Source organism: Mesorhizobium sp. BE184 (assembly GCF_031457045.1).
Lineage (GTDB): Bacteria > Pseudomonadota > Alphaproteobacteria > Rhizobiales > Rhizobiaceae > Mesorhizobium.
In genome coordinates this window covers 95981-108343 of sequence record NZ_JAVDVU010000004.1, presented here as the reverse complement: position 1 = coordinate 108343, position 12363 = coordinate 95981, and the positions used below count along the sequence as shown (strand labels likewise).

The 12363-nt window shown below is 62.5% G+C and carries 10 protein-coding genes; 3 read left to right on the top strand and 7 right to left on the bottom strand.

Features of this window, described 5'->3' with window-relative positions; genetic code table 11:
- Nucleotides 1-119: 119 nt before the first annotated feature.
- From preA to J2X35_RS18495, 3 genes are read right to left on the bottom strand one after another with little or no spacing between them, the layout of a single operon-like run.
- Nucleotides 120-1445, bottom strand: coding sequence for an NAD-dependent dihydropyrimidine dehydrogenase subunit PreA (gene preA / locus J2X35_RS18505; protein WP_310188920.1), 1326 nt, complete (start codon nt 1443-1445; stop codon nt 120-122).
- A 2-nt stretch (nt 1446-1447) separates the two neighbouring features.
- Nucleotides 1448-1948: a hypothetical protein gene (locus J2X35_RS18500; RefSeq protein ID WP_310188919.1), complete on the bottom strand. Its 501-nt coding sequence runs from the start codon at nt 1946-1948 to the stop codon at nt 1448-1450.
- A 6-nt stretch (nt 1949-1954) separates the two neighbouring features.
- Entirely contained in the window at nt 1955-3310 is a 1356-nt protein-coding gene (locus tag J2X35_RS18495) for an NAD(P)-dependent oxidoreductase (protein WP_310188917.1), read from the bottom strand.
- 227 nt (nt 3311-3537) lie between these two features.
- Between J2X35_RS18495 and J2X35_RS18490 the strand changes: the two genes are divergently transcribed.
- The gene (locus tag J2X35_RS18490) at nt 3538-4317 is read left to right on the top strand and encodes a VOC family protein (protein WP_310188915.1); all 780 of its coding nucleotides are present in this window, start codon (nt 3538-3540) and stop codon (nt 4315-4317) included.
- Between the two features lie 149 nt (nt 4318-4466).
- On the top strand, nt 4467-5060 hold the full coding sequence (locus J2X35_RS18485) for a transglycosylase SLT domain-containing protein (RefSeq protein ID WP_056110630.1): 594 nt from the start codon (nt 4467-4469) through the stop codon (nt 5058-5060).
- A gap of 34 nt (nt 5061-5094) precedes the next feature.
- Here the strand turns inward: J2X35_RS18485 and J2X35_RS18480 are convergent, their stop codons facing one another.
- From J2X35_RS18480 to J2X35_RS18465, 4 genes are all read right to left on the bottom strand, one after another.
- Nucleotides 5095-7548, bottom strand: coding sequence for a dipeptide ABC transporter ATP-binding protein (locus J2X35_RS18480; protein WP_310188913.1), 2454 nt, complete (start codon nt 7546-7548; stop codon nt 5095-5097).
- 22 nt (nt 7549-7570) lie between these two features.
- On the bottom strand, nt 7571-8734 hold the full coding sequence (locus J2X35_RS18475; RefSeq protein ID WP_056110632.1) for an ABC transporter permease: 1164 nt from the start codon (nt 8732-8734) through the stop codon (nt 7571-7573).
- Between the two features lie 61 nt (nt 8735-8795).
- The gene (locus J2X35_RS18470) at nt 8796-9830 is read right to left on the bottom strand and encodes an ABC transporter permease (protein ID WP_310188910.1); all 1035 of its coding nucleotides are present in this window, start codon (nt 9828-9830) and stop codon (nt 8796-8798) included.
- Between the two features lie 137 nt (nt 9831-9967).
- On the bottom strand, nt 9968-11620 hold the full coding sequence (locus J2X35_RS18465) for an ABC transporter substrate-binding protein (RefSeq protein WP_056110634.1): 1653 nt from the start codon (nt 11618-11620) through the stop codon (nt 9968-9970).
- 323 nt (nt 11621-11943) lie between these two features.
- Here J2X35_RS18465 and J2X35_RS18460 point away from each other — a divergent pair, with 323 nt between their 5' ends.
- Nucleotides 11944-12270 carry a hypothetical protein gene (locus tag J2X35_RS18460; protein WP_310188907.1) on the top strand — a complete coding sequence of 109 codons (327 nt, stop codon included), beginning with the start codon at nt 11944-11946 and terminating at the stop codon, nt 12268-12270.
- The last annotated feature ends 93 nt before the right edge of the window (nt 12271-12363 follow it).

The following is a 12363-nucleotide window of genomic DNA, read 5'->3' as shown; positions in this document are numbered from 1 at the left end:
ATGGATTCAATATATCTTGGATATTTTTTATCGTCAATAGGCGCAAAGAAAAACTCCTGCCCCAGCAGACGAAACGCCCATACGCAACGCGGCGATTTCGTCTGCTTCGGGAGGAGTCCCTATTCCGCCGGTTCCGGCATCTTTGGCTTGGCCATCGGATTGTTGGGATGCGTCGTCCAGTTGGCGTAGACGGGCGACACCGGCTTGCCGGTGCGCTGGTCCATCACGCCGGCGGCCAGCGGCTCCATGGTGATGCAGCCATCGACCGGGCAGACATTGACGCACAGATTGCAGCCGACGCACTCGTCTTCCATGACTTCGAAATGGCGGACGCCATCGACCATCGAGGTGATGGCCTGGTGCGAAGTGTCCTCGCAGGCGATGTGGCAGCGGCCGCACTTGATGCAGGCGTCCTGGTCGATATGGGCCTTGGCCACATAGTTGAGGTTGAGGTACTGCCAGTCGGTGACGTTGGGCGTGGCGCGGCCGACGATGTCGCCCAGCGAACGGTGGCCCTTCTCGTCCATCCAGCTTTCCAAACCGGAGATCATCTCCTGCACGATCTTGAAACCGTAGGTCATGGCGGCGGTGCAAACCTGCACATTGCCGGCCCCCAGCGCCATGAATTCGGCTGCGTCGCGCCATGTGGTGATGCCGCCGATACCGGAGATCGGCAGGCCGCGCGTTTCGGGATCGCGGGCGATCTCGGCCACCATGTTCATGGCGATCGGCTTCACCGCCGGGCCGCAATAGCCGCCATGCGTGCCCTTGCCGTCGATCATCGGCTCCGGTGAGAACGAATCCAGATTGACGCCGGTGATCGAATTGATGGTGTTGATCAGCGACACCGCGTCCGTTCCGCCGGCCTTCGCCGCGCGCGCCGGCTTGCGGATGTCGGTGATGTTCGGCGTCAGCTTGGTGATGACCGGCATGCGGGTGTACTGCTTGCACCAGCGCACGACCATTTCGATATATTCCGGCACCTGGCCGACGGCGGCGCCCATGCCGCGCTCGCTCATGCCGTGCGGACAGCCGAAATTCAGCTCGATGCCGTCAGCCCCGGTTTCCTCGACCAGTGGCAGGATCGCTTTCCAGGCGTTTTCTTCGCAGGGAACCATGATCGAGGCGACCAGCGCCCGGTCCGGCCACTCCATCTTGACCTGCTTCATCTCGCGCAGGTTGGTCTGCAGATCGCGGTCGGTGATCAGTTCGATGTTGTTGAGGCCGAGCAGACGACGGTCGGCGCCCCAGATCGCGCCGTAGCGCGGGCCGTTGACGTTGACGACAGGCGGGCCTTCCTCGCCCAGCGTCTTCCACACCACGCCGCCCCAGCCGGCCTTGAAGGCGCGGATGACATTGTAGGCCTTGTCCGTCGGCGGCGCCGACGCCAGCCAGAACGGATTGGGCGACTTGATGCCGACGAAATCGTTGCGGATGTCTGCCATGCTCAGTTCCCCTCAACAGGATTCAGAAGCTCATCGACATTGACATTAGCCTTAGAAAGGCGATCCCGCGCCGCACTTTGAACGGCGCGGTCAAAGGTCTTTGGGTGACGAAGTACCACTGCTTCGAAGGTTAGTTCCGGATGACCACGCTCGATCAGATCTGTGAAGCCAGCAGACGGATCGGCCTTCATTGTGAGGTCCGAGACGGTCTTAGCTTCACCGTCCCGGCCAATTTTCTGCCGGCTGCGTGTCAGCCGGACTGTCTTTCCTCTTTCGTCTCGAAGCATCTCTTCAAGCGCATGTATCGATTGCCAGACATCATGTTCGACTGTTCCGGGATTGGCCTCCGGCTGAACTTCACATAGCCGTAGAAACGCCGCCCGCTCAACTGCAGCGGAGCTTTGCCGTCGGGCATTGGCTATATAGTTTCGCAGCCGGTCGGGATCGTCGGTCGCAGCAATGCTCACCAATGCGGCTCGCTCGATCTTGGTAAGTTCTCTCACCAGTATCTACCCCACCAACATCCGATGAATACTCTCCGCCGCATCGCGGCCGGCGGCGACCGCCGAGACCGTCAGGTCCTCGCGGCCATCGACGACGCAGTCGCCTCCCGCCCAGACCTTGGCCATGGAGGTGCGGCCTTCGGCGTCAACCTTGATGCGCCCGCCGTCCAGTTCGATTGCGGCGCCCGAGCCGTTCAGCGCCCCAGGCACGAAGGACTGGCCGATCGCCTTGAACACCTGGTCGGCGATCAGCGTAATCGTTTCGCCTGTTCCAGCCAGCGTCTCGCCCGTCAGCGCGGTGTATTCGAGTTCGATACCCGAAACCTTGCCGCCATCGGCGATGACGCGCTTCGGCTGCAGCCAATGGCGGATGGTGACGCCGTTGGCCGCGGCCAGATCCTGCTCGAACTCGGAGGCGTTCATATGCTCCTGGCCGCGACGGTAGCAGATCGTCACTTCCTCCGCGCCCAGCAGCTTCGATTGCACGGCGGCGTCGATAGCGGTCATGCCGCCGCCGATGACGACGACGCGGCGGCCGACCGGCAATGAACCGAGATCACTCGCCTGGCGCAGTTCCGCGATGAAATCCACGGCGTTGGCGACGCCGTCGGCCCCCTCGCCTTCCGCCCGCAGCGCGTTGACGCCGCCGAGGCCCATGCCGAGGAACACGGCGTCATAGTCCCTCACCAGATCGGCGAGTTGATAATCGACGCCGAGCGCCTTGCCGTTCTGGATGTCGATGCCGCCAATGGCCGTCACGTAGTCGACCTCCGCCTGGGCGAAATCGTCGACGCTCTTGTAGGCGGCGATGCCGTATTCATTGAGGCCACCCGCCTTCGCCCTTGCATCGAGCACCGTCACGTCGTGCCCATGGCGCGCCAGCCGGTGCGCTGCGGCGAGCCCTGCCGGCCCTGCCCCGACGACAGCGACCGTCCTGCCGGTCGACGCCGCGCGCGGATAGAACTGCTTGTTTTCCTCCATGGCGATATCGGTGGCATAGCGCTGCAACCGGCCGATCTGCACCGGCTTGCCTTCGGCGATCTCGCGCACGCAGACCTCCTCGCACAGCGTCTCGGTCGGGCATACGCGGGCGCACATGCCGCCAAGGATGTTCTGGTCGAAGATCGTCTTGGCCGAACCGAGCGGATTGCCGGTCGAAATCTGGCGGATGAACAGCGGAATGTCGATCGAGGTCGGACACGCATTCATGCAGGGCGCGTCGTAGCAGAAATAGCAGCGGTCGGATTCGACCAGCGCCTCGTGATGATCGAGCGGCGGATGCAGGTCGGAGAAATTGTCCGCATATTCCGCGGGGGAAAGCCGCTCCCCGGCAATGCCTTCCTTGAAATGAGCAGTCGCCATGCAGGTCCCCATTTCTTTCCAGTCGGCAAAGGCTAGCACGTTTTATTTTTTTATCAATTGGTCAACTTTCAGCGCAACGCAATGTTTTCATTGTAAAAAATATGACAGTTATAGTCATGTTTCCAACCTGTGCTGGTCAAAGAATCTCCAATTCAAATGTCGGATTCCTGTTGGCGGTTTCGTCCTAGGGTGACGTCCACCGTCGGACGGATACAAGGAGACTATCCATGCCGAAAACCCCTTCATTTTTCTGGTACGAACTGATGACCAGCGACATCGACGTGGCCCGGGATTTCTATGCGGGCGTCGTCGGCTGGCATCCTGAGCCGTGGCCCGCTAACGACATGTCCGGCAGACCCTACATCGTCATGAATTCGGCTGAGCGCGGCGTCGCCGGCATCATGAACCTGCCCGATGGCGCCAGGGGTATGCCGCCCGCATGGGTTGGGTACATCTATTCCGCCGACACCGATGCGTCGGCCAACGCGTTGAAGAAGGCCGGCGGTATGGTGCATCGCGGGCCGGCTAATATCCCCAATGTCGGGCGCTTCGCCGTTGTCTCCGATCCGCAAGGCGCGATGTTCATGTTCCTGAAGCCCGAGGGTCCCGACCAGCCGGAAATACCGATGGACACTCAGGGGCATGTCGGCTGGCACGACCTCTACACGGACGACTGGCAGGCCGCGTTCGATTTCTATTCCGGCCAGTTCGGCTGGACCAGGGATGAGGCGATGGATATGGGGCCGATGGGCACCTACCAGATTTTCGCCGTCGACGGCGTCCCCGTCGGCGGCATGATGAACAAGAGCGACAAGAGTGCGCCGAACGGCTGGCTGTTCTACACCAATGTCCCCGACATCGACGCGGCGGTGAAGAAGACGCGCGACCGTGGCGGCAAGACGCTGATGGAGCCGATGGAAGTGCCCGGCGGCCAGTGGGTCGCGCAATGCCTCGACCCCCAGGGCGCCCGCTTCGCCATGGTCGCGCCCGGCCGCGCCGGCGCCTGACATACAGGACCGCTGCGATTTCATCGTCTTGGGCCGTTGTCCGGATTCTCCGCGGCAACGGCCTGATTCAACGTCTCAGGAGTGCCGGCCAAAGCCCGTTAAGGAATCGCGAAAGATTCCTTTTATGATTCAGGACTATTGCTCGGCGCATGGTTGCGTACAGGTTTAGTCGAGTTTTAGCTGTTTGCGCGGTGCTGGCCCTTTCGGCCTGCGCCACGGCGCCCAGCCATATCAACGATGTCTGCGCCGTTTTCGACCAGCAGGACGGCTGGTTCAACAACTGGCAAAGCCACGCCCAGAAGGCCGAGCGCAAATACGGCGTGCCGGTTCCGGTGCTGATGGCGACACTGCGCAAGGAATCCGGTTTCAAGAGCAACGCCCGACCGCCGCGCACCAAGCTGCTCGGCTTCATCCCCTGGAAGCACCAGTCCAGCGCCTATGGCTATTCGCAGGCGCTTGACGGCACATGGTCGCAATATCAGATGGAAAGTGGCAACTGGTCGGCCCGCCGCACAAACTTCAGCGACGCGGTGGACTTCGTCGGCTGGTATCACTCCAAGACCGCCGACACGCTCGGCGTCGCCAAGAACGATACCTACAATCTCTACCTGGCCTATTACATGGGCTGGACCGCCTACAAGCGCGGCGAGTGGCGCAGCAACGCCAGCCTGCAGCGCTATGCGCGGGATACCGATGCGATGGCTCGGAAGTATGAGGCGCAGTTGCGCCAATGCGGCAGCTGAGGCAGCCCTGGCCAGGCCGGCGAGACCGCCGATCCTATTTCCGCCGCGGCTTCCCGTTTTCCTTTTCCGTCGGCTCGAAAGCTGACGGTGCGTCCGGATCTACCGCCTGGCGGCCGCTGCCGGCCTCCGTCTGTTTGAACGGCGCCACCGTCGAATTTTCGGTCCGCCGCGGCGCACCCGCCTTCTGACCGCCGCTTTCGTCGCGCGTCTCCTGGCGGCGAGTGCGGCCACGGCTTTCCGCTTCCTCCGCCGCGTCCCCCAGCCTGCCCGCCGCGGGCGCGGCGCGCTTGCCGCGAGGCCGCTTGGGCGGCGGTGCGGCAAATCCCGGATCGCCGCCAGGAACCGAACGCTCCCGATGCGGAACAACGTCCTCCGGCTCACCTTCATGAGCCGCATGGTCGCGGTCGAAGCTGATAACCGGCTCCATCTCGGCCAGCACATCGTCTGCGAGCCAGCAAAGACTGGCGTGACCGTTGCCGAGGTCCTTCAACGGCGGAAGCTGCGTTTCGCACAGATTGTCCGGCACCAGGCTCTTGTAGCGGCAGCGGGTCTGGAACGGGCAGCCGCTGGGCGGGTTCATCGCCGAGGGAATGTCGCCTTCCAGCACGATGTGCTTCTTCACCACCGACGTGTCGGCAATCGGGATCGCCGACAGCAGCGCCTCCGTATAGGGATGATAGGGCGGCGCGAAGATCTGGTCGGTCGTGCCCTGCTCGACGATATGGCCGAGATACATCACCACCACGCGGTCGGCGATGTAGCGCACCACCGACAGATCGTGGCTGATGAACAGCATCGTCGTCTTGTTCTTGCGCTGGATGTCCATCAACAGTTCGGTGACGGCCGCCTGCACCGAGACGTCCAGCGCCGAGACCGGCTCGTCCGCCACCACTACCTTGGCCGCGCCGGAAAAGGCCCGCGCCACGCCGATGCGCTGCTTCTGGCCGCCGGAAAGCTGGCGCGGCTTGCGCTCGGCGAAGGCGCGCGGAAGCTTGACGAGGTCCAGCAGCTCCAGCATGCGCTGGCGCCGTTCGGCGGTGTTCTTGCCGACCTTGAATTTCTCCAGCGTGCGGATGATTTGCGAGCCGACGCTGTGGCTGGGATTGAGCGTGTCGAACGGATTCTGGAACACCATCTGGATCGCCGAAACGGTTCCGACGCTGCGGTTCTCGATCCCGGTCGACTGGATCTCGTCATTGCCGAGCGTAACCGAGCCGGCGCTGGCCGTCTCCAGGCCGAGCAGGACCTTGGCGAGCGTGGACTTGCCGCAGCCGGACTCGCCGACGATGGCGACGGTCTCGCTCTCGCGCGCCATGAAGCTGATGGTCTCGTTGGCCTTGACGGTGCGCCCCGCGCCGCCGCCAAACATGCCGCCGCCTCCGACATTGTAGTATTTCCGCATATCGGTCACCTTGAGCACCGGCGCTCCGGGCTTGACCGGCTCGCTGGATTTCTTGGCGCCTGGCGGCATGGCCGCCCAGTCGATCTCGTTGAAGCGCACGCAGCGCGAGAAATGCCCTTCGTGTCCGTCCACCGGGATCATCGGAATTTCGGCGGCGTTGCAGACCCCCTCCACGAAGTGGTGGCAGCGCGGCCCGAAATTGCAGCCCTTGGGCCTGTCCTGCGGCAGCGGCAGCTGACCGGGGATGGCAACCAGCGGACGCTCGTTCTTGTCGGCCCCCGGCAGCGGGATCGAGCGGAACAATCCTTGCGTATAGGGATGCCGCATCCTGTCGAACACGTCCTTGATCTTGCCTGTTTCCACCGCCTCACCGGAATACATCACCGTTATCCGGTCACATGTCTCCAGGATCAGGCCGAGATTGTGCGACACGAAGATCATCGACGTGCCGAATTCCTTGCCCAGTCCCTTGACCAGTTGAACGATGCCGGCCTCCACTGTCACATCGAGCGCGGTCGTCGGCTCGTCGAGCAGCAGCAGCGCCGGCTTCGACAACAGCGCCATGGCGATGACGATGCGCTGCTGCTGGCCGCCCGAAAGCTGATGCGGGTAGGAGCGCATGATCCGCTCCGGGTCCGGAAGCTTGACCGAGGCAATCATGTCCCGCGCCCGCTTGTAGGCCTCGTCGTTCGAAACCTTGTCGTGGATCAGCGGCACTTCCATCAACTGCTGGCCGATCTTCATCGCCGGGTTGAGGCTCGCCATCGGCTCCTGGTAGATCATGGCGATCTTGTTGCCACGGATGGCGCGCAGCTCCTCCTCGGACATGTCGCCCATGTCCCTGCCCCGGAACTTGATGCGGCCGCCGACGATCTTCCCGATATTGGACAGGTCGCGCATGATGCCGAGCGACACGGTCGACTTGCCGCAGCCGCTCTCGCCGACGATGCCCATGGCCTCGCCCGGCATCACCGTGCAGGAGAAATCCATCACCGCCGGTATCTCGCCCTTGCGGGTGAAGAAGGAAATGGAGAGATTCTCGATCTCGATGATCGGCTCTTCGGGATTTCGAACTGCCTCGTTCATGGGTCGTTCCAATCCTTGGTGGTCAGTCTTTCATCGATTGCTCGCGCAGCGAATCCGCGAGCAGGTTGAGGCCCAGCACGAAGGACATCAGCGCGATGGTGGGCGGCAGCGCCGGATGGATGAAGGAGCGCAGCAGCCGGCTGGCGTCCTTGATCGCGGTGCCCCAGTCCGGGCTTTCCGGCGCGAGACCGAGGCCGAAATAGCCGAGCGTGCCAAGCAGGATGGTGGTGTAGCCGATGCGCAGGCAGGCATCGACGATCAGCGGGCCGCGCGCATTGGGCAGTATTTCCCACAACATGATGTACCACGGGCTTTCGCCGCGCGTCTGCGCCGCCGCCACATAGTCGCGCGTCTTGATGTCCATGGTCAGGCCGCGCACGATGCGGAACACGCCGGGCGACGAGGCGAACACCACAGCCGCGAAGATGTTCAGCTGGTTCGGCGTCAGCGACAGGATACGGAACGGGTCGGCGTTGAAGACCAGCGAAGCATAGATCCAGCCGCCGATGACGATCGTCAGGCCCATATAAAGCCAGATACGGTCCGGCCTGTTCTTGAAGCGCGTCCAGAACAGCGTCAGGAAGAACACGATCGGAAACAGGAAGAATACCCCGGCCATCCAGCGCGGGATGCCCATTTCCACGATCGCCGGCGTCACCAGCAGGTAGAACAGCAGGATCACCGGGAAGGCGAGCACAAGGTTGGCGAGGAACGACAGCAGGGCGTCGATCCTGCCGCCGTAGTAGCCCGCCGGAAGGCCGAGCGTGATGCCGACCATCAGCGCGAACAGCGTCGCCGCCGGCGCGATGATCAGCACGATCTGGCTGCCGAAGACCATGCGCGAGAACACGTCGCGGGCAAGGTTGTCTCCGCCCAGCAGATAAACCCCGCCGCCGGACGTTTCCGGCGCGATGGCGCCGGGCATCGCGTTCTTCAGCACGGCGACCTGCGCCAGCGGATCGAAGGTGGCGATGCGCGAGGCGAAGATCGCGGTGAAGAGCCAGAAGAAGCATATCGCCAGGCCGGCAATGCCGACGCCGGTCGAGAACAATTGCCCGTAGAGGCCGAGCTTCTTGCGGTAAAAATAGCTGGCGCCGAGCACGATGGCGAGCGACAGCCACACCGGCCAGAAGCGGGCGAGAATGCCGAGGACGATCTGCGTGGCGCCGACAAATTCGAGGTTCATGCGGCGCTCCCCGTCAGGCGCCCAGTGTCGGCATTGGACCGGGAAAGAGGCGTCAGACCCATCACTGCACCCTGATGCGTGGATTGAGATAGGCGTAGCCGATGTCCGACAGGAGTTGCGTGAACAGCACCACGAACACCGACACCAGCGAGCAGCCAAGCAGGAGATCGATGTCGTTGTTGCTGGCCGCTTCCACCAGCGTGTAGCCGAACCCCTGGTAGCGGAACATCGTCTCGACGATGACGACGCCGGTCAAAAGCCATGGGAACTGCAGCATGATGACGGTGAAGGGCGCGATCAATGCGTTGCGCAGCGCGTGCTTCACCACCACCGTGCCGAAGGAAAGCCCCTTCAGCCGCGCGGTGCGGATATATTGCTGCGTCATCACCTCGACCATCGAGGCGCGCGTCATGCGGGCGATGTAGCCGAGCCCGTAGATCGCCATCGTCAACACCGGCAGGGTGAAGTTGTAGAAACTGATGCCCTGCATGGTCGCGCTCGCCGCCGAGCCGTTCAGCCAGCCGAGCCACGAGGCGAAGATGACCGCGAAGATGACGCCCGAGACATATTCGGGCGTTGCGGTCGTTGCGATAGACAGGACCGAGAGGGTGCGGTCGGTGCGCGAACCTTCCCGCATGCCGGCCAGAATGCCGATCAGCAGCGAGATCGGCACCATGGTCACCATCACCCAGAACATCAGGATGCCGGTCGCCCCCAGCGCCGGAAACAGCTTGTTCGCGACCGGCACGCGGAACTTGGTCGAGCAGCCGAAATCGCCCTGCAGAACGCCCGAATAGGTGGCGGCCGCCGGCTCGTCGCAGAACTGGAAGCGCGGCACCGCCTTGCCGGTGGCGTCGATGTTCGGCTGCTTCTTGACCAGGCCGAGCCACTGGCCATAGCGCACGAAGAAATTCTGCCGGTAGCCGTTGCGCTGCAGCCAGCTGTCGAGCTGTTCCTGCGTGGCGCGCGTCTCGGTCTGGCTGATCGCCAGCTTCTTCAGATTGGGTTCGAGGCTGATGAGGAAGAAAACGACCAGCGTCAGGCAGAACATGGTCAGCACCATGAGGCCCAGCCTGCGCGCTATGAATCCCAGCATTGCGTCCCCTGCCGTTGTTCAAGGTTGGGGTTCCGCGGCCTCAAATCGATTGAACGGCCGCGCGAAGCGAAAGCATCCGCCGCCCCTCCGGCAGCGGAAACCTGGCAGAGCGTCACGCGCTCCGCCAGGGTAGCCCGTCATGCTTCCTCGAGCCAGACCTTGCCGAGGTTCAACTGCTGCATCGGGTGCTGGAAGTAGCCCTTCACCTCCGGCTTGTGGTGGTTGTAGACCTTGCGCCAGTACGGCTGGATGATGATGCCGGACTGCTGCAGGATCGTCTCGATATCCTTCATCACGACCTTGCGCTTTTCCGGGTCGTTGATGGAAAGCGCTTCGGCCAGCTTCTTGTCGAAGTCCGGATTGGACCAGCCGGTCTCGTTCCAGGCTTCGCCGGTGCGATAGGCCAGCGCCAGTACCTGCACGCCCAAGGGCCGCATCGTCCAGTTGGTCAGCGAATAAGGATATTTCGTCCAGTCGTTCCAGAAGGTCGAGCCGGGAAGAACGGTCCGCTTGACCTTGATGCCGGCCTCGCGAAGCTGGGCGGCGATGGCGTCGCCGGTGTTCTTGTGCCAGTCCTCGTCGGACGAGATCAGCTCGTGCTCGAAGTCCGCCTGGCCGGCCTCGGCCATCATCGCCTTGGCCTTCTCGATGTCGCGGGCGATCTTCGGCAGCTCGACATATTCCGGGTGGATCGGCGCGACGTGGTGGTTTTCCGCCGGCACGCCGGCATTCGACTGACCGAGCTGGAGCACGACAGCATTGTCCACGGCCAACTGCAGCGCGTTGCGCACCTTCTGGTCGTCATACGGCTTGTTGTTGACGTTTGTGCGCGCCACGATGGTGATCGACGTGACCGCTTCCGACTTCTCCAGGCCGAGATCGTCGAGGACCTTGAGATAGTCCGGCGTCGTCTCGTAGTTGGCGTGGACTTCGCCGGATTCGAAGGCGCTGACCATGGCCGACGGGTCGGTTCCGTAGTCGATGAACTCCATGCCATCCAGCATCACGTCGCCGCCCCACCAGGCTCCCTTCTCGCGGCGTTTGTAGACGACGCGCTGGCCTACATCGAAGGAAACCAGCTCGAACGGGCCGGTGCCGATCTTGTTCTTGGTGAAGTCGGAACCGTCCTTGTCGAAGCTCGGGTGAACGACGAGCGCCGGATAATCGGCGAAGTTCGGCACGAAGGAGATGTCCGGCTCGGTCAGCACGATCTTGATCGTGTGGTCATCCACCTTGGTGGCGCCGCCCTCGCGAATCTTCTTGCTGTCCTTGTCCGCCAGCGTCCCCATCCGCGCGACCATGGAATTGCCTTCCACGCTCGCATCGCACCAGCGCTCCAGATTGTACATCAGATCGTCGGCGACGAAGGGGTCGCCATTCGTCCAGGTCACGTTCTTGCGCAGCTTCAGGACATATTCGGTGGCATTGTCGTTCACTTCCCAGCCTTCCAGCAGGTAAGGCTCGAACGTGTATTCGGGCGTGTAGAGCACCAGCGCCTCCAGCGACTGGCGCATGGTGTTGGCGATTTCGGTCCAGTCGGCCAGGCGCGGGTCCTTCGGCGCCTTGATGAACATCTGCACCTTCAGCACGCCGCCCTTCTTGGGCGCGGCATCCTGCGCGCGGGCAGGCACCGGCATTCCGAGAAGTCCATAGGCCATCGCCGTCGAGGCGCCGAACACGCTGGCAAGCGCAAGAAATTCACGGCGGTCCACACGGCCTGCCTTGGCCTCTTCGGCCATGGCCAGAATGTGATCCGGAACGAAATCGCCATTGCTCTTGTAATTTGTCATCACTAGCTCCCATTGGTGGCGTTCTGCCGTTTAGCATTCCGCATCCGACGGGTGATGTCAAAAACCGCCCATGGATGCCCCAACGGCAAATGTGCAACTTTGACGGCAAGGCGGTTGGCGCGATTACGACAACCCTGACGCAAAATCGCTATTGCGGCCGGTTTCCTGTCACAACCGCGACAGATTTTGGTTCGGCGGCGGCATTGGTGTCGCAAGCACTCCCGAGCTCGGCCCGACTGGATCGCCCGCTTCCCGCCCCCGCTTGACGGCTTGTCGCTAAGCACCATGTACGTTTGCACGAGCACTATGATAGGGACAGAACCATGAAGTTTGTTCTTGCCGTGGCACTAACCCTATCCGTGACAACAATCGCATCGGCACAGGACTACCTTGGCTCTTCTCTTCAGTCCGAGAGCTTCGGACGGCAACTTGAGCGTTCTCAAGGCAACGCCGGCGTCAATCGGCCGAAATATCGAAAACATCATCAAACGGCGCAGCCATCTCAGGCACAGATGAATGAAGTGATGCGTCGCCTTAAGCCAGAATACGAGCGTCGCGTGCAACGCGAAGGCAGAGCAAGCGCGAACAGATGGCTCAAGCGCACTGCTTATCGCCTTGGCCAGGAAGCAGGTCGCAGCGCACGCCGATAGCGCGCGATCTGAACTTCTGGTGCATCACCGTTGAAGGACCTTCGCCTCGTCCGTCCGCGCCTCGCCTCCCGCTGGAGCCCGATCTTCGCTGCC

What these genes read in the sequence shown, in the direction of transcription:
- preA (WP_310188920.1), bottom strand. Translation starts at nt 1,445, where the DNA reads ATGGCAGACATCCGCAACGATTTCGTCGGCATCAAGTCGCCCAATCCG.
- J2X35_RS18495 (WP_310188917.1), bottom strand. Translation starts at nt 3,310, where the DNA reads ATGGCGACTGCTCATTTCAAGGAAGGCATTGCCGGGGAGCGGCTTTCC.
- J2X35_RS18490 (WP_310188915.1), top strand. Translation starts at nt 3,538, where the DNA reads ATGCCGAAAACCCCTTCATTTTTCTGGTACGAACTGATGACCAGCGAC.
- J2X35_RS18485 (WP_056110630.1), top strand. Translation starts at nt 4,467, where the DNA reads ATGGTTGCGTACAGGTTTAGTCGAGTTTTAGCTGTTTGCGCGGTGCTG.
- J2X35_RS18480 (WP_310188913.1), bottom strand. Translation starts at nt 7,548, where the DNA reads ATGAACGAGGCAGTTCGAAATCCCGAAGAGCCGATCATCGAGATCGAG.
- J2X35_RS18475 (WP_056110632.1), bottom strand. Translation starts at nt 8,734, where the DNA reads ATGAACCTCGAATTTGTCGGCGCCACGCAGATCGTCCTCGGCATTCTC.
- J2X35_RS18470 (WP_310188910.1), bottom strand. Translation starts at nt 9,830, where the DNA reads ATGCTGGGATTCATAGCGCGCAGGCTGGGCCTCATGGTGCTGACCATG.
- J2X35_RS18465 (WP_056110634.1), bottom strand. Translation starts at nt 11,620, where the DNA reads ATGACAAATTACAAGAGCAATGGCGATTTCGTTCCGGATCACATTCTG.
- J2X35_RS18460 (WP_310188907.1), top strand. Translation starts at nt 11,944, where the DNA reads ATGAAGTTTGTTCTTGCCGTGGCACTAACCCTATCCGTGACAACAATC.